16 protein-coding genes and 2 tRNA genes are annotated in these 19,183 nt (G+C 59.8%); 10 read left to right on the top strand and 8 right to left on the bottom strand.

Translation table 11 applies throughout. The annotated features are described in order from the left end of the window. Positions 1-776 precede the first annotated feature (776 nt). The 3 genes from F1542_RS12895 to F1542_RS12885 all read left to right on the top strand — a co-directional run bounded on the left by F1542_RS12895 (position 777) and on the right by F1542_RS12885 (position 5,296). Positions 777-2,255 (top strand): lytic transglycosylase domain-containing protein, encoded by a 1,479-nt coding sequence (locus F1542_RS12895; RefSeq protein WP_193733382.1) that lies wholly within the window; start codon positions 777-779, stop codon positions 2,253-2,255. Positions 2,256-2,754: 499 nt separating this feature from the next. Beyond that, entirely contained in the window at positions 2,755-3,810 is a 1,056-nt protein-coding gene (locus F1542_RS12890; protein ID WP_227672723.1) for a DUF459 domain-containing protein, read from the top strand. Between the two features lie 721 nt (positions 3,811-4,531). Beyond that, complete coding sequence (locus tag F1542_RS12885; protein WP_193733381.1) at positions 4,532-5,296, top strand: SDR family oxidoreductase; 765 nt, start codon at positions 4,532-4,534, stop codon at positions 5,294-5,296. 135 nt (positions 5,297-5,431) lie between these two features. On the opposite strand, the gene F1542_RS12880 is transcribed toward F1542_RS12885, so the two are convergent. Next, complete coding sequence (locus F1542_RS12880) at positions 5,432-6,799, bottom strand: 8-oxoguanine deaminase (protein ID WP_193733380.1); 1,368 nt, start codon at positions 6,797-6,799, stop codon at positions 5,432-5,434. Positions 6,800-7,163: 364 nt separating this feature from the next. On the opposite strand from F1542_RS12880, the gene F1542_RS12875 reads away from it, so the two are divergent. Continuing rightward, on the top strand, positions 7,164-7,727 hold the full coding sequence (locus tag F1542_RS12875; protein WP_193733379.1) for a thioredoxin: 564 nt from the start codon (positions 7,164-7,166) through the stop codon (positions 7,725-7,727). A gap of 205 nt (positions 7,728-7,932) precedes the next feature. Here the strand turns inward: F1542_RS12875 and F1542_RS12870 are convergent. Together F1542_RS12870 and F1542_RS12865 are read right to left on the bottom strand one after the other, a co-directional pair. Beyond that, positions 7,933-8,007 (bottom strand) — tRNA-Thr (locus F1542_RS12870). A gap of 93 nt (positions 8,008-8,100) precedes the next feature. Beyond that, the gene (locus tag F1542_RS12865) at positions 8,101-10,227 is read right to left on the bottom strand and encodes an AsmA family protein (protein ID WP_193733378.1); all 2,127 of its coding nucleotides are present in this window, start codon (positions 10,225-10,227) and stop codon (positions 8,101-8,103) included. Between the two features lie 203 nt (positions 10,228-10,430). Between F1542_RS12865 and ilvD the strand changes: the two genes are divergently transcribed. Beyond that, positions 10,431-12,293 carry a dihydroxy-acid dehydratase gene (gene ilvD / locus F1542_RS12860; RefSeq protein ID WP_193733377.1) on the top strand — a complete coding sequence of 621 codons (1,863 nt, stop codon included), beginning with the start codon at positions 10,431-10,433 and terminating at the stop codon, positions 12,291-12,293. A 206-nt stretch (positions 12,294-12,499) separates the two neighbouring features. Here ilvD and F1542_RS12855 read toward each other — a convergent pair whose 3' ends face one another. Beyond that, a complete protein-coding gene (locus F1542_RS12855; protein ID WP_193733376.1) occupies positions 12,500-12,712 on the bottom strand; it encodes a hypothetical protein in 213 nt (70 codons plus the stop codon). 551 nt (positions 12,713-13,263) lie between these two features. Between F1542_RS12855 and F1542_RS12850 the strand changes: the two genes are divergently transcribed. Further along, on the top strand, positions 13,264-13,935 hold the full coding sequence (locus F1542_RS12850) for a hypothetical protein (protein WP_227672721.1): 672 nt from the start codon (positions 13,264-13,266) through the stop codon (positions 13,933-13,935). Positions 13,936-14,062: 127 nt separating this feature from the next. Here the strand turns inward: F1542_RS12850 and F1542_RS12845 are convergent, their stop codons facing one another. After that, positions 14,063-14,245, bottom strand: coding sequence for a hypothetical protein (locus F1542_RS12845; protein ID WP_010510200.1), 183 nt, complete (start codon positions 14,243-14,245; stop codon positions 14,063-14,065). Between the two features lie 95 nt (positions 14,246-14,340). Here F1542_RS12845 and F1542_RS12840 point away from each other — a divergent pair, with 95 nt between their 5' ends. Together F1542_RS12840 and F1542_RS12835 are read left to right on the top strand one after the other, a co-directional pair. Further along, positions 14,341-15,174, top strand: a complete 834-nt coding sequence (locus tag F1542_RS12840; protein WP_193733403.1) for a DNA/RNA non-specific endonuclease — start codon at positions 14,341-14,343, stop codon at positions 15,172-15,174. Positions 15,175-15,206: 32 nt separating this feature from the next. Further along, positions 15,207-15,482 carry a hypothetical protein gene (locus F1542_RS12835; protein ID WP_193733375.1) on the top strand — a complete coding sequence of 92 codons (276 nt, stop codon included), beginning with the start codon at positions 15,207-15,209 and terminating at the stop codon, positions 15,480-15,482. Between the two features lie 105 nt (positions 15,483-15,587). Here the strand turns inward: F1542_RS12835 and rpsI are convergent, their stop codons facing one another. Further along, positions 15,588-16,091 carry a 30S ribosomal protein S9 gene (rpsI, locus tag F1542_RS12830; protein ID WP_025439615.1) on the bottom strand — a complete coding sequence of 168 codons (504 nt, stop codon included), beginning with the start codon at positions 16,089-16,091 and terminating at the stop codon, positions 15,588-15,590. A 5-nt stretch (positions 16,092-16,096) separates the two neighbouring features. Then, positions 16,097-16,579 (bottom strand): 50S ribosomal protein L13, encoded by a 483-nt coding sequence (gene rplM / locus F1542_RS12825; protein ID WP_010510192.1) that lies wholly within the window; start codon positions 16,577-16,579, stop codon positions 16,097-16,099. Positions 16,580-16,810: 231 nt separating this feature from the next. Between rplM and F1542_RS12820 the strand changes: the two genes are divergently transcribed. After that, positions 16,811-18,157, top strand: a complete 1,347-nt coding sequence (locus tag F1542_RS12820) for a hypothetical protein (protein ID WP_193733374.1) — start codon at positions 16,811-16,813, stop codon at positions 18,155-18,157. Continuing rightward, positions 18,157-19,020 carry an SDR family oxidoreductase gene (locus F1542_RS12815; protein ID WP_193733373.1) on the top strand — a complete coding sequence of 288 codons (864 nt, stop codon included), beginning with the start codon at positions 18,157-18,159 and terminating at the stop codon, positions 19,018-19,020. The genes F1542_RS12820 and F1542_RS12815 overlap by 1 nt, the downstream gene beginning before the upstream one ends. 44 nt (positions 19,021-19,064) lie before the next feature. Here the strand turns inward: F1542_RS12815 and F1542_RS12810 are convergent. Further along, positions 19,065-19,140 (bottom strand) — tRNA-His (locus tag F1542_RS12810). Positions 19,141-19,183: the final 43 nt, after the last annotated feature.

Raw genomic sequence — 19,183 nt, 5'->3', positions numbered from 1 at the left:
CGAGTGCTCAGGCTACGGCGAGAGAATGACACTGAGTTCCCAGTAAAAATTTTTTAATGCCTGCTTCTACCATGCAACACGATATCTGTAACCAGATATTTTCAGTATGTGACAGGCTCTGATCCTGTCCGCTTCTATGTTTCTACGCGCCGGGCACGGTTCAATAGAAGATATGACATGGGGAATGATGCTGAAGAATGACCATGTAGAGGCAGGCCTGCCCCTTTTACGCACACGACATGACGGCCCGGAAACCGCGGACCGAAGTCATGCGTTCATATGACAGGACATGGTAAAAAACAGCAAAGCATTCCCACCCGACCGAGGCATGACCACAAGATTTCCACAATAAGGCACCATGCCGCCGGAGCGCGAAACCGATTGGTGAGGCACCCGGTCGCCCTGATGCGGGTATGACATGATGGAACGGGTCCAGATACATTCCGTGACCCCATGCAGGGCCGCGCTGCCTTTCCTGCGCTGCGGAAAGCCACCTGGAACAGGCCTGCTCACTACTGATGCGTGGCCAGGATCCCGGACGCATGTCTGGAAGAATGGTGGACTGTCACGAGCAGGATATCAGAGTGTAATTCCGGCATTTCTTGATTTTGAAATATCTGTTATTGGTCATGATCATGCGGTATATTTTACAGTCCCTGAAGCATAGGATGGCAACTCTTTCTGCCGTTGCTTCTATTGCCATTTTTTCTTTGGCAACAACATCTTGCCAGGCATCTGATATTACAGGTGGCCGCTCCCGGGCAGATGAAGTGGCCATGCAGCAGGGACAGACGGCGCTCCTCCATCCGCTTTCCCCCAGTGATGCCACCCGTATCCGTACAGCCTTCGCGGATCAGTCCGCTGGCAATTTCGACCAGGCCGATGCCCTGCTGAAACAGGTAAAGGATGGCAGCCTGACCGGCACTGTCCTTGCTGAACGATGCCTCCATACATCCTATACCTGCACGACACCCATGCTGAGGGACTGGCTGGCCCATTACCCGGACCTCCCGGCCACGCCGATGATGCAGGCATTGCTGCAATCCCGCAGCGACCTGCCGGCCGATGTCTCGGCGGGATCCCCGCTAAAAGTCCCTGCCAGTGGAAATCGGGCATCCGGCGGGGGTATTAATGCCGCGGATGCGCAAAATCTCTATATACAGGGGCAGGATCAGGTCGTTCTCAACAAGGCCCTGACTACACCCGCCATCAAGGAAACAAGTGGCAAGGTCGCGTTCTATGCGGGCCTGTCGGCCTGGCGGCTGGAGCAGATACAGCAGGCGCAACTTTTATTCGCGTGGGCGGCGAATGCCGACACGGCCTCCCGCGACCTGCGTAGCGCCGCCGCCTGGTGGGCAAGCCGCGCAACCGGGCGTATCGGCAATACGAAGGATGCCTTGCGCTGGCTTGTACAGAGCGCCCGTTGCAAGGACTGCTTTTATGGGGTGCTCGCACGGCGTGCCATCAATAAAAACGGCCCGCAGATGGCTGATGCAGGTGTGCCGACCGTTGTGGATGTCAATGCGGTTTCCGCCCGACCCGCAGGCCACCGGGCTTTGGCGCTGCTTCAGGTTGGGCGTGCGGACCTGGCCGAGACCGAACTGCGCACGGATTGGGTAAATGCGGAAAATACCAATGCACGCCGGTCCATAGGGCTGATCGTACACACGGTCGGGGATGCGGCCGAAACATCCGGTCGCATGGAGACCAGTAAACTTGTGCCGGGCCATACCATCGATCTGCCACAGCGTTTCACGCCACGCGGTGGGTTTGTGGTGGACCCGGCGCTTATATATGGAATCATTTCCATTGAATCCCGTTTCCAGCCGACCGTGGTCTCCAGAAGCGGTGCACGGGGACTGATGCAACTGATGCCACGCACAGCCGCAAATTTCGTCGGTGGACGCAATGAGGATTTAAGTAATCCTTCCGTCAATCTGCTGATCGGACAGCGTTACCTGATGGCGCTTGCGCATGATGGGCATATCAATAATCATCTTATCCGACTGCTGGCCAGTTATGCCGTCGGCCATACTGCGGTAGCGCACTGGAATGCTTCCGAACACGGCACCAATGAATCCCTTGCTTTTCTGGAAGCCATTCCAAACCCCAAGATCCGCAACTGGATCGAGACAGTCCTTCTGCATAGCTGGATGTATTCAGAAAAGCTCAATCGGCGTCCCGTCAGCCTTGACCTGCTGGCCGAAGACAAGAAGGCCAGACTGCCGCTGGAAGCGGAAACATCCCTCCAGTAAAAAAATCGTTTAAAATCAATTTTTTAATAAATAAAAGCCAACTCAAAACTTCTTCTTGATTTGTACACTGTCACAAAGGCTGCCTGTTCAATCAGCCATATAACAGGTTGTCGCCCCGTTTCCAGCAAACGTTATGAACGTGGTTGACAGGCCCCGTCCCGGACATGGCAACACAGGCATACCTGACACCGCAACCATCCGACCGCAGGTAATCACCCGCATGCCATTACGTGGCATGCGGCATGTTGATGCCCTGTTCTTCCGAAAATTGGTCGAGTTTCAGTCATCTACCCCCTTCCTGACCGGACTCTACTTCAGGAATGATCAGATATGCAGTGATGACGCCACGAATTGTTTCGGGAAAGATTGACGCCTTTAAAGGATCATAGTAAGGAAACATCTATAAATGTGTACAGTTCCAATTTTTATAAAATATTAAATATTTCCGCGTGCTGGAGTTGAGTCGCAGAATCAAGATCTATCAATCCGCACAGTTCCTTTGAAACTGCATTATAATTACAAGCCATCCATATCGGGATTGCTTGGTTCAATTCCGTTCGTCGCGCATCAATCTGTTGCGAATACCTTTGAGGCGTTTATGATTTTTTCTTCCGGCTGGCTTGAAAAGAACAATATGCCTCAAGGTCGGCTTCGCCATTTGATGTGCGCGACTGTGCTGTTTTCCACGCTATGTGCTGGTGCCAATGCACAGCCCCCGGGACCGGCTGCTGCAACCGGGACCTCCCCGGGCGGTTTGCCGGCCCCTGCATCTGCTCCGGCGCCTTCTGCCACTGCGCAGGCGACACCTGCCACATCCTCCGATGCGGCTTCCCCCGCGCCTGTTACGACCCCGGCGGCACCGGCACCGGTCTGCCATGCATCGTCTGGTGAAACCGGGCGCATACTGGTGATTGGTGATTCACAGGCCCAGGGCCTGGCGGGTGGGCTGCGATGGCTTTATCGCACCAACAGGAACATGCGTGTCCTGGACCATAGTAAGATTTCCACCGGTCTGGTGTCCGTATCATTCTTTAACTGGCCGGACGAGGTTCATAAACTGGCGGCGACCGAGCATGCCGATGTTGCCGTTGTCATGTTTGGCGCCAATGACAGACCTCCGGTCAGGGTGCATGGTGTGGTTGATCCGGCCCAACTGGCGAATTTTACAAAAATTTACTCAGCGCGTGTACGTGACATCATGACGACGCTGAAAAATGCACATATCCCGGTGATCTGGGTTGGGCATCCCATGGTGCGTGATGAAGAATTCTCCGCTGACATGGCGACCCTGAATACCATTTTCCAGGATCAGGCGGCCGGGAACGGTGCCCAGTTCGTACCGCTATGGACAGCCTTTTCCGACAATGGACATTTTTCCGCATATGGCGAAGGTGTCGATGGATCCAAGGTACGCCTGCGTGCAGACGACGGCGTGCATCTGACACCAAGCGGCTATCAGAAAGCAGCCAAGATACTGGAACCCCTGATTGCCTGTTACCAGCCTGATACGGCACAGAAATTCAAACCGGCAGCACCGTCACCAGCGGCACAGTAGCAACCTATAAGAATTAGTCCGATGCTTCCATGATATGCGAACGCGCCTGTCCGCATACCCATCGGGCCGTAATCGCAGCAACCAGTCATCCAGGCAACGGTCGCCTCATCGGCTGGAAAGACAGCCGTTCCGGTCGCAGTTGTGCCCGCGACCAGCCAGATGAGCCGCATAGCACCATAGCGTCGTCCCAGGCAGTGTGCCGTCCCGTGACACACCGGTATGGACGACATGGGATTGAAAGCGGCATGCGGTCACGGATGCACGTCCCTGCGTGTACCGGATCCGGTCAGCCCGGCAATAAAGGCAGTTCATGGTACTGCCAGAAACGGTCCGCACCATATGCCCGGATCAGATTGCCAGTCACTGATTGCGTCCATCGGGCAACGGTATCGCAAATTTCCTGCCAGACGGGTGCTGTACACGTCAGGCATAACACTAATACAGTATAACACCATTCATGCCCCTGCCGGGGTATGCCGGTATATTGATGCGCGGGAATAAAGGGTTATCGACGTATCATTTTATTACAGATATCATGGATACGATCAGACAGGGGGTAGGCATTCCCTTGCACCGCAGGGAAAAGCCCTTGCGGAATGTCGGGTCTGGCGCGTATCAGGCGCTACGACAGGACATTGCGGTCAGGGAAGTATGTAGTTCGTTGGAAAAGAGTTATTTAAACGACAGAATCGGCAGGCCCACGACAGGACGGGTCGCCGTCGTGACCGGGGCAACCGGCGGCATTGGACAGGCACTGGTACGCCGCATGCTCGGGTGTGGCTATCAGGTAATCATATTATCCCGACAGGCGCAGATGGACATGCCCGGTGTCACGCCCGTCGTATGTGACCTGACCAATATGGACAGCATATGCCAGGCTGCCAGAACGATTATCCAGCATGCGCCGCAACTTGACGTTATCGTGCATTGCGCGGGCATCATTACGCCCCGACCGGTTGGCGAGATGGGTACGCAGGAAATCGCCGACCAGATTGCGGTGGATCTGACCGCCCCCATTGAACTGACCAATGCCCTGCTGCCCGCGATGCGACGCGGGGGACATATCGTATTCGTCAATTCCATGGCCGCGGTTTTTCCGCTGGCGGGTAGCAGTGTCTATACGGCGGCCAAATTCGGCCTGCGCGGTTTTGCCCGTGCGCTGGAACAGGAACTGCGTCCCCGGCACATACAGGTGTCATCCATCTATCCCGCCAGCGTCAATACGCCGATGCTGCGCCATGAAATGGATGCAGGCGGGTCGATATACAATTTCATCGACCAGCCACAGGAGCCGGATGTCACGGCGCAACGGATTCTGGAATGCTGCGAACGCAGCAGCCGGGAAATTTTCAGTTCCGTCTTTGACAAACTGTTCACCCACGCCTGCCTGGCGTCACAGGGGCTACTCAACCTCAGCCTGCCGGTCATGAAAATTCTGGGGCGGATGGGCTACCGCACCTATAAACGGCGCTCTTCACGCACCTGATCGACTGGACAGGAACCGTCTGGAATATCCTTGGAATCATAAAGAAATTTTTGGTGAAGCTTTTTCCCACGAAGCTTCGAAGAACGCCGCCTTTTTTGAAAAAACGCGGCACCCAGAAACTTCTGTCATTCCTTATCAGGCTTTTTCCAGCAGTTCACGGGCCAGCACGTTATGCCGCCGGGCCAGTGCGGCCGGGTCATGCGCCGTAAACTGTCCATCGCGGATCAGCACCCGCCCATTGACGATGCTGCATGCCACCCGCCCCGGCGTACAGAACACCAGCGCCGCCACCGGATCGGACTGCGCGCCCGCATGGTCGATCCCGCGCATGTCAAACGCCACGATATCCGCCGCCATGCCGGGGGCCAGATAGCCGACATCATCACGTCCCAGCACGCAGGCGCCGCCGCGTGTGGCCAGTTCCAGCACTTCACGCGCCTGCATCATGGGCTGGTTATTGCCCGTGGGCAGCAGGCGTCCCAGCAGCATGGCCTGACGGGCTTCCCCCAGCATATGGCTGCCGTCGTTGGAAGCCGAACCATCCACCCCCAGCCCGACGCGCATGCCCGCCGCCACCATCCGCCGCACCGGGGCAATACCCGACCCCAGCCGCATGTTGGAACACGGGCAATGCGCCATGCCGGTATGGGTCATGCCAAAACGATGAATGCCGGCATCATCCAGTTGCACGCAATGGGCGTGCCAGACGTCCCGGCCGACCCAGCCGGTGTCCTCGGCATACTCGGCGGGGGTCATGTTGAATTTTTCACGGCTGTAGGCAATGTCGCTGGCATTTTCCGCCAGATGGGTATGCAGCATTGTGCCTGTCGCACGCGCGAGGTGAGCCGCATTGCGCATAAGATCACGACTGACGGAAAACGGCGAACACGGCGCCACGGCCACCCGCAACATCGCAAGTGGCGCCGGGTCATGATAGGTTTCGATCACGCGCTGCGTATCCGCCAGGATGGCGTCTTCATCCTCCACCACGCGGTCCGGCGGCAGGCCGCCCTTGCTTTCGCCAACACTCATCGCGCCACGGGCGGCATGGAAACGTATGCCCATCTGCCCCGCCGCCTCGATTTCATCATCCAGCCGCGCGCCATTGGGAAACAAGTACAGATGGTCGCTGGTGGTGGTGCAACCCGACCACAGCAGTTCCGTCATGGCCGTGCAGGCGGAAATGCGGATCATCTCCGGTGTCAGGCCTGCCCATATGGGATAGAGCGCCTGCAGCCACCCGAACAGGGAGGCATCCTGTGCCGCCGGAATGACGCGCGTCAGGGTCTGGTACATATGGTGGTGGGTATTGACCATGCCCGGCATCACCACATGCCCTGTCATGTCAATGACATCATCGGCCACAGGCAACGGGTCCGCAGGTGTTCCGATGGCCGCGACCTGCCGGTCACGTATCAGTACCCATCCCCCTTCGATTTCGCGCCGCCGGGCATCCATTGTAACCAGACGCAGCGCATTCCTGAGCAAAAGGGTGCGGACCATGCATTACCACCTTGGAAATTGTTTCCGGACAATCAGTTGATAGAAAATAATAAAAGTTTTTGGGTACCGCCTTTTTTCAAAAAGGCGGTATTCTTTGGCGCTTTTTGAAAAAAGCTTCACCAAAAACCTCTTTCTGTTTTGCGGGACATCTCATTGGCAGATTTCCGGGAAAAGGGAAACGTTGCGTTTATGCAGCCTTTCCAGCGGATTGCCTATATGCACGACCACGACCGGCCCGCAGTGGTCCATTAGGCATATGTCCCATCCGTGGGGTAAAAAAGACAGTGGATGAACCGGCAGGCCCCGCCCATGTTCCATGGAGGGGAACTGCCCCTCACCCCGTCAGCATGAAGGAATCCAGGCAATGCCAGCAACCCCGTCCCCCCTGCATGTCGATCCGCTTGTATGGGGCCATGGCCCGCGTGTTTTCGAGGTTTTCCTTGAGCCGACCTGCCCGTTTTCGTGCCGTGCCTTCGGCAAACTGCCAGACCTGCTGGAAAAGGCCGGCGCGGACCGGATCACCATCAGGATCCGCCTGCAGTCCCAGCCATGGCACATGTTTTCCGGTGTCATCATACGGTGCATCCTTGCTGCCGCCACACTGGAAGGGGGCAAGGAGACCGCCCGTACCGTCATGGCAGCCGTGGCGGCGCACCGCGAGGAATTCGAATTTACCGATCACTGCGCCGGTCCCAACATGGACGCGACGCCAAACGACATCATCAGGCGGATCGAACATTATAGCGGCGTAAAGCTGGCGCCGGCCTTTGCCGTGCCGGAACTGCAGAAAGCCATCAAATGGCAGTGTAAATACAGTCGCCAGAACGGTATCCATGCCTCCCCCACCTTCATGGTGGATGGCCTGATCGACCCTGCCATCAGCAGTGGCGATACGGTCGAAGCATGGATGGAGCGTATTTTCGCCTGAAGGACGTTTCTGGTGAAGCGTTTTTCAAAAAACTTCGATAGATCGCCGCCTTTTAAAAAAGGCGGCGCCCAAAAGCTTTTATCATTCCCATGCACCTGCCGGACGGTCCATGGATCAGTTTGGCAATCACCATGCCGACTGTCTGGCCGGTATCATATGCGCAACGTGCGCCGCACAGAATCACTGTAATTTTTCAGAAAAAAACTGGTGCCGGGTGAGGGATTTGAACCCCCGGCCTTCGGTTTACAAAACCGCTGCACTACCACTGTGCTAACCCGGCATGACAATGAAGCACGCCCACGATCGGACGCATCACTGCACCTGTTTCCCCTTTTTGCCGAAATGCCCCGCATGGTCAAGCGGGGATTCCCCTTTAATGCGCGGCCATCCGCTGCGCCCACACGGCGCGGATATGTTCGCGTTCCGCACGGCTCAGGTTACCGGAAACCGCACCATTGACCTGCTGTGTTGCAGGGGCCCTGCGGCCATGCGCGACATGGCGGACGGGACGAGAGGCATGGGGCGCGATTCCGGCGGCAGGATTTTCGTTCACCTCCCTGATCGCCTCGGCACATGACGACTGCTTGCCAACACCTGCCTCGATCGTGGGCAGCAGGCCCACGGGGGAGAAGACAAAGCCCGTCAGCACCGACGCCACGGCCCGGCCGATCACCTCTGCCCCGGGCATGATGCTGGGGTGCTTCAGCGGCCCGGTAATGTGCAGCGGGCCGGGGAAGGATGCGATGGCGAAATGGCGCGAACGTGTCAGCAGGGCGTATTTGATGGTGTTGTCACTGAAATTGATATCCCCCTTGCCCACCGTGGAGGTATCGCCCGTCTCCATCAGCATGGTTTTGGTATGGAAAACACCATCACGCAGTGGCATGTCCGCGATCAGGCATTTCAGGTCGGTCTTGGCTGGCAGCCCGAGGGCGGACAGCAGCGCCTTGCCCAGTTCCAGCCCCAGCAGGTCGGGCAGGATGGCGGAAATATCCCCGCCTTCATCTAGCGCCATGGTTACGCCGCCATTGCCATCGCCCACGATCTGCGCCAGCGACTGCCCATGGCCATGCACCATGATATGGCCGCCAATCGTCCCCTGCCCCTGATAATTACCCAGCGCCTGCATGAGGCGGGACAGGTCGATCTGTTCCATATCGACCCGGATGCGGGCATCAACGCCATTGCCCTGCGGCACGAAGGTGCCACTGCTGGCCAGTTTCCCCTTGCCCACACCGAAACTCAGGTGATGGACATCAATCGTCCCGTCGCGGATATCCACCAGCGCATCGATGTTATCCAGCGGCACATGCCGGTTTTCGATATGGTCCCCGTGATAGGCCAGATGGACATTGGTGGCCTTCAGCTTGGGCAGGTTGATGGGCGTGGTGGGCAGCACGGCGCCACTGGCCTCATGCGCCTTCTGTTCCGCCGCCTGCTGTGTGGTGGAGGGATGATCCCCTGGTGTCGCCCCGAAGAAACCGCCAAGATCGGCAAGGTCCACATGGCGAGAATGCAATCCGGCATCCACGAACGTAACCGCCTGGTGGGGATCGACGCTCAACGTGCCGCCAAGGTCGCTGGACCCGACCATGCCCTCGAAGTCATGAAAGCGCACGCGCCGGTCATGGTAATCAAGGCTCCCCGCCACATGGTAGGTGGGTGTCTGCGGGATCACCACGCCCGTCAGCGGATACAGCAGCGACATGTCCGGGCCCGCCAGCGTCAGCTTCAGGCGCGCGCCACGGAACGACAGCGGGTCATCCACCGATCCCACCAGCGTCAGGCGCGTGGGGCCGTGATGCACATCGACATCGATGGGATAGGGTTTCGTCCTGTCCGCCAGTGACACCAGCGCCCCGCCGGAAAAATGCCCCGTAATGGCCTGCCCGGTATAGGTACCGCGCACATCCGCAACGATGCGGGCCTGCGTATCCGCCTTCGCCGGCGTGGTATGCACCTGCGCGCGCATGTTGCTGCGCAGGCCCGCATGCACGAAATGCAGTTGCCCGTCGGCAATGTTCAGTTCCCCGATCTGCGGCATGGCGGTGGACCCGCCATCACTGCTGCCGGGGAAATGGTAATTGGCGCTGCCGTCACGCTTTTCATCCAGTTCCACGACCGGCCTGTCCAGCGCGATTACCGGCAGGTCGATCCTTCCCCCCAGCAGGTGCCACAGATTGACCCCCACCATCAGGTGGTCCGCCGTGGCGAATGGCGGCAGGGTGTCAAACCCGTCCGGTTCATCAATATGTACGTCATCGGCGGTAATACGGATCACGCGCCCCAGATGCACATGCAGGTGTGCGATCGTGACCCTGCGACCCAGCGCGGCCTCCGCCCGGCGTTCCACCATCGGGATGAACCAGTCCCATGACCAGAAGATGACCAGCGCCAGCATGGCAACCGCCAGAACCCCCAGCACCGGAAACCGTATCTGCGCCAGCACGCCACGCCGCCGTGTGCTGGGTGATCCATCCTGACGGTCCGGTTCTGGCATGCCGCGCGTGCTCCTTGTGCAATGACGGGTAAGGTATCAGATGAACGACTGGCCGCAGATGGAGTTGCGGTCCGTGCCCGTCCCCTCCCTACCCGTCCACGGTTAACGGCAGGTTTGGACTGGCGCGCAGGCCGCGCGTCCTGTATGCGGGCAGGCAATATCGTTCCCCTATGCTAACCCCTTTGTCGCGAGAGGTCACCGTCATGCCCGCCTATCGTTCCCGCACTACGACCCATGGCCGCAACATGGCCGGTGCGCGCAGCCTGTGGCGTGCAACCGGCATGAAGGATGGTGACTTCGGCAAGCCGATCATCGCCATCGCCAATTCGTTCACGCAGTTCGTGCCCGGTCATGTCCACCTCAAGGACCTGGGCCAGCTTGTGGCCGGTGCGGTGGCCGAAGCCGGTGGCATCGGGCGGGAGTTCAACACCATTGCCGTGGATGACGGCATCGCCATGGGCCATGGCGGCATGCTGTACAGCCTGCCGTCGCGCGAACTGATCGCGGATGCGGTGGAATACATGGTCAACGCCCACTGCGCCGACGCGCTGGTGTGCATAAGCAACTGTGACAAGATCACGCCGGGCATGCTGATGGCGGCGATGCGGCTGAACATACCGACCATCTTCGTCTCCGGCGGGCCGATGGAAGCGGGCAAGATCATCAATAACGGCACCGAACAGCAGGTTGACCTCATCACGTCCATGGTGGCGGCGGCCAATTCGGATGTGACGGATGAACAGTCGGCCACGATCGAACGCTCCGCCTGCCCCACCTGCGGGTCGTGCTCGGGCATGTTCACCGCCAATTCCATGAACTGCCTGACCGAAGCGCTGGGCCTTGCCCTGCCGGGCAATGGCAGCCTTGTCGCGACCCATGCCGACCGCCGCGAACTGTTCGAGCGCGCGGGCCGTGAAATCGTCGCCCTTGCCCGCCGCTGGTATGAAAATGACGACGCCACGGTCCTGCCGCGCGGCATCGCCACCAAGTCCGCGTTTGAAAACGCCATGTCGGTCGATATCGCCATGGGCGGGTCGACCAACACCGTCCTGCACCTGCTGGCGGCAGCGCATGAGGGCAAGGTGCATTTCACCATGTCCGACATCGACCGCCTGTCCCACAAGGTGCCCAACCTGTGCAAGGTCTCGCCATCGCGCATGGATATCCACATGGAGGACGTGCACCGCGCCGGTGGCATTCCCGCCATCATGGGCGAACTGGCCCGCATGGGCCTGCTGCACGTGGACACCCCCAGCGTGCATGCACCCAGCATGGCGGCAGCCCTGTCCAAATGGGATATCAGCGCCGATACGGTGGATGAGGACGCCCGCACCTTCTTCCGCGCCGCCCCCGGTGGCGTGCGCACCACGGAAGCATTTTCGCAGGCCAGCCGGTACAAGGCGCTGGATACCGACCGTGCCAATGGCGCGATCCGTGATTCGGAACACGCCTACAGCCAGGACGGTGGCCTTGCGGTGCTGTTTGGCAACCTTGCGGAAGATGGCGCCATCGTCAAAACCGCGGGCGTTGCCGATAACCTGCTGACCTTTACCGGCCCGGCCCGCATTTTCGAAAGCCAGGACGCGGCCGTATCTGCCATCCTTGGCAATAAGATCGTGCCGGGCGACGTGGTGGTGATCCGCTACGAAGGACCGAAGGGTGGGCCGGGGATGCAGGAAATGCTGTATCCGACCAGCTACCTTAAATCCAAGGGACTGGCTGAAAAATGCGCCCTGATTACCGATGGCCGCTTTTCTGGCGGCAGTTCGGGGCTGTCGATCGGCCATATCTCGCCCGAGGCGGCGGAAGGCGGCATCATCGGCCTTCTGCATGAAGGCGATACGATCGAGATCGACATTCCCAACCGCGTCCTGCGCACCACCGTCACCGATGCGCAGCTGGCTGCCCGCCGCGACGAAATGGAAGAACGTGGCGACCGGGCGTGGCAGCCAGACCGGCAACGCGAAGTCTCCGTCGCCCTTCAGGCTTACAGCGCACTGACCACCAGTGCCGCGCGCGGCGCCGTACGTGATGTCAGTCAGCTTGGGCGCCGCACCAGCCGCTGATATATCCGGCGACCTGGCAGACTGTTGGAAAATAATCAAAGTTTTTGGATACCGCCTTTTTTCTAAAAGGCGGCGTTCTTTTGAAGCTTTTTGAAAAAAGCTTCAGCAAAAACTTTCTTGGGATTGCAGACTGTTCAGACAGTCTTTTCCGACACCGACGCCCCGGCGGGATACACGTTCCCACCGGGGCGTCGCGCGTTGTGTGGCTAGGCCTCGCGGAAGGTGACGGCCTTATGCCCCATGCGGCGAAATGTCGCCGTCACCCGCTGCTTCAGCGCCACCAGATCGGGCAGGATGGCGTTGTGCAGGCTGCGCACGCTGTCATGGGTTGCGTAAAAACGCAGCGAGGACGCAATGCCCGTAATGATGGCCGCCCCCACGAACACGCCATCCACTTCTATGATCTTTGACTCAAACATGGTTCCCTGACCCGAACTGCCGGTTGCGCCAGCCTGAATGGCACGACCACCCCATGGGCAGACCGTATCGACAGACCGCCACCGGCAATATTCTTCTGATTTCCATTACCCGCCGCAAACGCGGCAGGGCAGAAGGAGTTTCATCATCACATATCCCGAAAAAACCCTGTGGCCACAATTGGTTGACAACCATGGTCCGGGCTATGTGACACGCCCCCGCCAGCGCGTGGCAGTGGGACCGCAGGGCATGAAAAAGATGATTATTGTGGCATTTCAATGACTGATGGCAATATGGACAGACAGATACCAAAACAATACATGCAGAACATGAATGGTCCGCAATAATCATTGCCATGAAATGCAATATACCGACGTACCTGCCCATCACCTGCCCCATGCACGGTATATGGCAGGACTTGCCCACGATGTGGCTGGCCGCCCATACTGGACAGGGCTGACATGCCCACACCCCCCGTGACAGCAGGGGGACAAAAGCTGTTTCCTGTCACCCTGACAATTCACCAAGACCTTACACAGACCGGTGCCGACCCTTGCCTAGCCTGACACGTCCGACCCATCCCGAATGTCCTGTCCCGCCACGGTGGACCCTGCATGGGACCGTTCTGGTCCTGGCCCTTATGGGTGGCATGGATGTGGCACATGCCGCATCAGCCACCTATCCCGCGCCCATCATGGGAACGGAGACGACCGCACATGCATGGGGTATTGAAACCCGCTTTGCGCAGACCGCGCCCTGCGTGGTGGAAATGACCATAAACCAGCCCACTTTCATGGCCCACATGCCCGAAATGATTCAGGCCGGACTGTTCAATACGCAGGTCACACCCGCCCTGCAGAAGCAGGCGCCGCATTATCTCATGAACACATTGCAGATGGATGTGACGCCCGGCTTCGTCCACACACTGTTTACCCAGCGCGGCGCACCCGTACGCTGTCATTTTGCATGGTCCTACACCGCCCCGAACGGTACGCGGCACCCCATGGTGAATTTTGACGTGACCCGTCAGGCACATGACCGCATTGACTGGGCGCATCTGCGTTTTGGCGACATGATGACGATGGCGCAGAACCCGGTGGTGGACCAGGAATTTGATGCGCAGGTCAATCAGGAAACGATAGACGTGACCATTGCCCTGTCCAGAAGCGGCATTTCAGCCGACCTGCCATCGCCCGCCACAACAGCAGGGGCGCATTCCCCTTAAGGGAAAAATTATTGATAAATAAACATAAAAATTTTTTGGCGCCGTCTTTTTTAAAAAGGCGGCGTTCTTCTGAAGCTTTCAGAAAAAAGCTTCACCAAAAACTTCCTTGTTATTAGCCGACAGTTCCTTAACGACCATGTCCGGCAAGCTGCATGACGAGGTCGATCAACGCCGCCGCCAACAGCACGACCGTCACCACACGCAGGCCGATGCGCAGCATGCGCTCGCGCCGCGTGGGGGGCAGTTCACGACGATGCAGGACGAAGGAATCCTGCGGGCCGGGATTTCCTGAATCAGGTTGCTCGGCCATTGCCCTGCCTTATCAGATGTTTCATGGATAAGCCCCATTTTACCAGAACAGATGGATAACGCCAGACCGTGTCCCGACATTGCCCTGCCCTTCGCATGACACGGTATGTCCTGCCCCTTCTGGTCTGGCTTGTGGCCCTGTTCCCATCCCATGCCGCACACGCCGAAGGGTGTGCGGAAATGGGGGCGGGGCAGCAGTTGCCAACGCTGGACAATGCAAAACTGTCGCCCCGGACACAACTGCTGTGCAATGCCCGCTATGCCGTGCTGTATTCCGGGCTGGCACACGAACCCCTGTGGTCGGCGGAACATCTTGATACCGCCATGATCCGCGCGGCCATGTCCACCCCGCGCCGGGGGGACTTCCACCCTGACCCGCGCATTGCGCCAGCGGCGCGGGCGGAACTGGAAGACTATGTCCGATCCGGCTTTGACCGGGGGCATATGAGCCCCTCGGGCGACATGCCCGACGAACAGACACAGCAAGAGACGTTCCTGCTGTCCAATATCGTGCCGCAACGCGCCGCACTGAACCGGGGCAGGTGGGAGGAAATCGAATCGGCCGTGCGCAGGCTGACCCTGCGTGAAGGGGAACTGTATGTCGTGACCGGCCCCGCCTTCCATGGCCGCACGCTGTCGGCCATCGGGGCGGATCGCGTGCTGGTGCCGACCTCGACATGGAAGGCCATATATGACCCGCGCCGTGAACAGACGGGGGTTTACGTATGCCATAACGTCGCCCGCACGCCCGGCTGCAGCCATGTCAGCGTGGCGGAACTGACCCATATTACCGGGATCGATCCCTTTCCCGCCCTGCCCGCACGCCTGAAGCAGACCTGCATGACGTTGCCGTTGGGCACGACACGTCCCCACACACGCAGGACAACCCGTTACCACCGCCGCAGCCGGCATATCTATTATCGGTGGTGACCAGCCCCTTTCTTTTTTGCAGGAGACAGATCATGACCGCCCATCACCCGACAGCCACCGACGCGCTGGTCCCCTTTGCCGATAACAGCGCCAGCCGTACCGTTGGTGGCATGACGGTGGAAAACGGCACCGACAGCATCGCCTTTTACGGCCAGACGGACCTGAGTCGTGACAAAGCCGGGCTGGAACGCGCGCGCGCGCTGCTGGCCTTCATGCAGCAGGTCGTGACGACCCTGGAAGCGCAGCAGGACCTGCCTGATTCCCTGCCGCCCCGCAAACCGGCCAAGGTCGCCAACCCCTTTGCCTGATACCGCGCCGATCCGGCACGCCTGATGCACAACGGGGCCGGTCCATTGCTGGACCGACCCCGTTGCAAAACCCGTATCCCGTGGCACGCCACGGGATAGACAGGATCAGCGCTTGCTGAACTGGAAGGAACGACGGGCCTTGGCGCGACCGTACTTCTTACGTTCAACAACACGCGAATCGCGCGTCAGGAAGCCAGCAGCCTTCAGGATGCTGCGCAGCGCGGGTTCGTAATGGGTCAGCGCACGGCTGATACCATGACGGACCGCACCAGCCTGACCGGACAGACCGCCACCGACAACGGTGCAGTACACGTCAAACTGGTTGTAGCGATCAGCAACCAGGAACGGCTGGGTGATCAGCATGCGCAGCACGGGGCGTGCGAAATAGGTGCCGACCGGACGGCCATTGACGATGATGTCGCCCTTGCCCGGCTTGATCCACACACGGGCCACGGCGTCCTTACGACGGCCCGTGGCATAGGAACGGCCCTGCGCATCGCGCTTGGCTTCGTAAACGGGTGCGGCTTCCTGCGAAGAGGTAACCTGGCCGGAAGCAACCGCTTCCTTGAGGTCGGCCAGCGTGCCTGTACGTTCTTGGGTTTCGGACATGTTGTTCAGCCCCCGACCTTCTGGGTGTTCACGGCGTTCTTGCGGTTCATTGACGCAACGTCGAGAACCTGCGGCTTCTGCCCTTCGTGCGGATGTTCGCTACCGGCATACACATACAGGTGCTTCATCTGCGCGCGCTGCAGCGGGCCACGGGTGATCATGCGCTCGACAGCCTTGCGCACGACATCACCGGGATTCTTGCCGGTCAGGCGCTGGGTGATGGTGCGTTCCTTGATCCCACCGGGATAGCCGGTGTGATAGTGGAACAGCTTCTGGTCCACCTTGTTGCCGGTCAGGCGGACCTTCTCGGCGTTGATGACGACAATGTTGTCGCCGCAATCAACATGCGGGGTGAACTGGGGCTTGTGCTTGCCGCGCAGGCGCTGGGCGATGATGGTCGCCAGGCGACCCAGGACGAGGCCTTCGGCGTCGATCAGGGTCCAGCCACGCGTCACCTCTGCGGGTTTCAGCGAAAGTGTGGTCTTCATGGATTCAGTGTTCCGTCCAGTAATGTAGCGGTAACAGGTGGCGCGTTATCATCCGTACGGGACACGAACGTCAAGCACATAATCCCGTACAGGCGGCATTTTTCCGGTAAAAAAACGTGTGTGGTATCATGATACCGCACATCTTTCCGCAGCTCTCTGCCCGCTGGCGATTGCCCAAGGGGGCTGGAATGCGATAGCACTCAGTTCAAGGTCATTACGGATATCAGGCTCGTGAAGAAACTCTATCCCGCCATTCCCCTGCTTATACTTGTGCTGCTGGTCGGCAGCTGGGGGGTGCACCACTTTGCCCAACGCAGGCTGGAGGCCGGCATTGCCGACTTCCGGGCCTCCATCGGGCCTGACGCCACGTTCAGCTACGCCACGGCGCGCCCGCGCACGCTGGCGCGGGGGGCGCATTTCACCGCTGTCACCTACCACAATCCCGCCATGACGCTGATCGCAGCCGACGTGCGGCTGGGTGGGCTGACCGGCAATAACGTGCAGGGCGAGAAGATCGGCAGTCTGGTGCTGCGCAACGTGAAGGTCATGACCACCTCCAACACCATATCGCTGGATCAGGTGGAACTGGGCAACCTTGTCCTGCCCAACACCGCGCGTGCGGCGGGCGACATGGCCCGCCCGCTGGGTTTCGATTCCCTGGTGCTGGACAAGGGGACGTTCACCAACATGCATCTGGCCATTCCCGCCAGCCAGACGGACGTGACCATCGGGCGCATGACCGTAAGCCAGTACGGAATGGGCCGCGCATCGCATCTGGACCTTGACCGGCTGGCGACGCAGATCAACCTGACACCGACACGCCGCATTTCCGTCGATCATATCGTGGTGGACGGCCCGGATTTCGCCAGCGAGGTCGCAAGCCTGATCCAGTCGGGGCATCTGGTGCATGAACGCCATCCGCAGACGATGGACCTGAAGAAGGTGGAAATCGACAGCACCCACCCCATGCTGCAGATCGACCATGTGACCACGTCGCGCTTTTCCACCGAAACCGAAGACAAGATGGATACGAAGCTGGACCACCTGACCCTGTGGTCCACCGGCACGGACAACCCGTCCATCCTCAATGCCTTCGGCTATGACCATTTCAGCGGCAACATCCACGCCAACAGCACCAGCGACCGCAGCGCGGGCCGTGTGCATCTGGAACCGCTGACCATCGAATCCCCCGACATGGGCAACCTGACCATGGTGTCCGAACTGGACCAGATCCCGTTTGACGACATGGCCATCATTCCCGAAACCGCGCGGATCGTCTCCGCCGCCATGACGTGGGACGACCTGTCGCTGGCCAATCACGTGGTGGCCGGTCTGGCCAAAAGCCGTGACATGGATGTGGACACCTACCGGCAGAACCTGCTGACCACGCTCAGCACGTCCGATGATGCCTCGATGCGCGCCATGGGCCGCTTCCTGCAGTCACCGCAGGACCACCCGCTGCAGATCGCCCTGCGCCCGATGAAGCCTGTCAACCTGATGATGCTGGGTGTTGCCCTGTCCATGGCCGGGGATCCGTCGGTTGCCGCACCGCTGGGCCTGACCATCTCCACACCCTGATGACCGATGCCGGGCCGGTGCATGTCATTGGCGCGACCGGCCGGTCGGGACTGGCGCTGTGCCATGCGCTGAAGGCGGCCCGGCGGCCCGTTGTGCCCGTCATGCGCAACCTGTCCCGGTGGCGGGCGACGGGCATGGCGTATCCGGCCCGTGTGGCTGACCTGCGCGATGATACCGGCCGCCTGCGCGCTGCACTGGCTGATGCCACGTCCATTGTCCTGACCGCCCATGCCCGCCACCTGCCCGCCGTGCTGGCGGCGGCGGCGCCACAGGCCCGGATCGTGGCGCTGGGCAGCACCCGTATCTTTACCCGCTGGCCCGACGCGCATGCGCGTGGCGTGATGGCAGGCGCGCAGGCATTTGTCCGCTCAGGCCGCCATGGCGTGCTGCTGCACCCGACCATGATTTATGGCGCAACGGGAGAGGATAACGTGCAGCGCCTTGCCACCCTCATGCGCCGCCTGCCCATCCTGCCGCTGCCCGGTGGTGGCACATCACGCATCCAGCCCATATGGCAGGGCGATGTGACCCGCGCCATCCTTGCCGCCCTGAACCACGCGTGGGATGGGCCGCACAGCCTGGTCATCGCGGGTGGGGATCAGGTTACCTATCGTGATTTCACGCGCCATGTCGCGATCGCGGCGGGGCTGCGCCCACGGCCTGTCGCATCCGTTCCCGGCTGGCTGCTGATGGCGGCGGCGCGAATCCATCTGCCCGGCCTGCCCCACATTGCGCCAGCCGAGGTGCGGCGACTGATGGAAGACAAGATTTTCGACATTGCTCCCATGCGCACGCAACTGGGGCTTACGCCCACGCCGCTACTGGCCGGGCTGGAACGCACATTCGCGCGACCCGGGCAATAGCCTGCCGCCACACGTCATATTCGTTATTTTCAGGAAAGGTGGGTTGGGGCGAACGACGGGGATTGAACCCGCGACAACCGGTACCACAAACCGGCGCTCTACCAACTGAGCTACGTCCGCCACAACTGCGCAGTGATTTAGAAAATCCGTACGCGTACGTCAA

The organism is Komagataeibacter sp. FXV3, assembly GCF_015155755.1.
Lineage (GTDB): Bacteria > Pseudomonadota > Alphaproteobacteria > Acetobacterales > Acetobacteraceae > Komagataeibacter.
This window is presented reverse-complemented; position numbering and strand designations above follow the sequence as displayed.

Excerpts from the sequence above, each read along its gene's own strand:
- F1542_RS12895 (WP_193733382.1), top strand. The coding sequence starts at position 777 with ATGCAGCAGGGACAGACGGCGCTCCTCCATCCGCTTTCCCCCAGTGAT.
- F1542_RS12845 (WP_010510200.1), bottom strand. The coding sequence starts at position 14,245 with ATGGCCGAGCAACCTGATTCAGGAAATCCCGGCCCGCAGGATTCCTTC.
- F1542_RS12855 (WP_193733376.1), bottom strand. The coding sequence starts at position 12,712 with ATGTTTGAGTCAAAGATCATAGAAGTGGATGGCGTGTTCGTGGGGGCG.
- rpsI (WP_025439615.1), bottom strand. The coding sequence starts at position 16,091 with ATGTCCGAAACCCAAGAACGTACAGGCACGCTGGCCGACCTCAAGGAA.
- rplM (WP_010510192.1), bottom strand. The coding sequence starts at position 16,579 with ATGAAGACCACACTTTCGCTGAAACCCGCAGAGGTGACGCGTGGCTGG.
- F1542_RS12815 (WP_193733373.1), top strand. The coding sequence starts at position 18,157 with ATGACCGATGCCGGGCCGGTGCATGTCATTGGCGCGACCGGCCGGTCG.
- F1542_RS12880 (WP_193733380.1), bottom strand. The coding sequence starts at position 6,799 with ATGGTCCGCACCCTTTTGCTCAGGAATGCGCTGCGTCTGGTTACAATG.
- ilvD (WP_193733377.1), top strand. The coding sequence starts at position 10,431 with ATGCCCGCCTATCGTTCCCGCACTACGACCCATGGCCGCAACATGGCC.
- F1542_RS12865 (WP_193733378.1), bottom strand. The coding sequence starts at position 10,227 with ATGCCAGAACCGGACCGTCAGGATGGATCACCCAGCACACGGCGGCGT.
- F1542_RS12875 (WP_193733379.1), top strand. The coding sequence starts at position 7,164 with ATGCCAGCAACCCCGTCCCCCCTGCATGTCGATCCGCTTGTATGGGGC.
- F1542_RS12835 (WP_193733375.1), top strand. The coding sequence starts at position 15,207 with ATGACCGCCCATCACCCGACAGCCACCGACGCGCTGGTCCCCTTTGCC.
- F1542_RS12840 (WP_193733403.1), top strand. The coding sequence starts at position 14,341 with ATGACACGGTATGTCCTGCCCCTTCTGGTCTGGCTTGTGGCCCTGTTC.